Here is an 854-nt window from a genome sequence, read left to right on the forward strand (position 1 = left end):
GCAGGCTGAGCGGCTGCGTGAGCAGATCGCTGGTCTGTCCGAGGAGTTGTCGCGGGTCGAGGAGCGGCTGGCGCGGTTGCAGATTGCGCGGGAGACGGTGGAGGAGGTGCTGGCCGCGCCGTCTTCACCGGTGCCGGGCGCGGACGCCGCGGGTGGGGGTGCCGACGGGGTCGCCGCGGCGTTGGTGAAGGCCGAGGCAGAGCTGGATGTGACAGTGATGTCGCCGGAGTACCGGGCGGTCATCGCCCTCTTCGCGACTTCGGGGGCGGCGATGCGCTGCAAAGAGGTCTGCCAGCACCTGGGTCTGGGGACCGAGCCGCGGCATGTCGAGGGGATGCGCTCGAAGCTGAAGAGGCTGGTGGAGCGTGGGATCCTGGCCGAGCCTTCGTCCGGGCTGTTCAAGGTCGACGGCAGGAAGCTGGGGTGGTGAGCGTGGTGGCGTTGGCCGGAGGCGCACTCGCGGGGTGTGAGGACGCTTTCGCCCCCTCGGCGGGTCTGTTCGCCGCGGTGTGTGCGGAGTTGGCGGCTCCGGAGGCGGCGGTGATGACGCACGCGCAGTTGGAGGATCTGCTGGGGGCGCGGATGCGCGAGGTCACCCGGCAGTTGTTCCAGGACCACCTGACGCTGCGGGCCGGCAACGAGGTGCGCCGTGAGGAGGTCGTGGACGCCGCCGGTGTCGGGCGTTCCCGCATCGAGCGGGGCCGGCACCGGATGCTGGCCACGGTGTTCGGCAAGGTCACCGTGGTCCGGATCGCCTACCGCGGTACCGGCGTGGCGGACCTGCACCCGGCCGATGCGGTGCTGAACCTGCCGGACGGGATGCACTCGCACGGGCTGGCCAGGCTCGCCGCGAT

The 854-nt window shown here is 71.4% G+C and carries 1 protein-coding gene and 1 pseudogene; both read left to right on the forward strand.

Annotated elements, in window-relative coordinates:
• The coding region (locus tag VXC91_RS46190; RefSeq protein ID WP_329513302.1) for a hypothetical protein at positions 1-430 on the forward strand (430 nt) is incomplete at its 5' end.
• Positions 424-854: pseudogene (locus VXC91_RS46195) on the forward strand (hypothetical protein); the annotation flags it as partial. The gene VXC91_RS46190 and the pseudogene VXC91_RS46195, both read left to right, overlap by 7 nt.

It is taken from the genome of Streptomyces chiangmaiensis (assembly GCF_036281785.1).
Classification (GTDB): domain Bacteria; phylum Actinomycetota; class Actinomycetes; order Streptomycetales; family Streptomycetaceae; genus Streptomyces; species Streptomyces chiangmaiensis.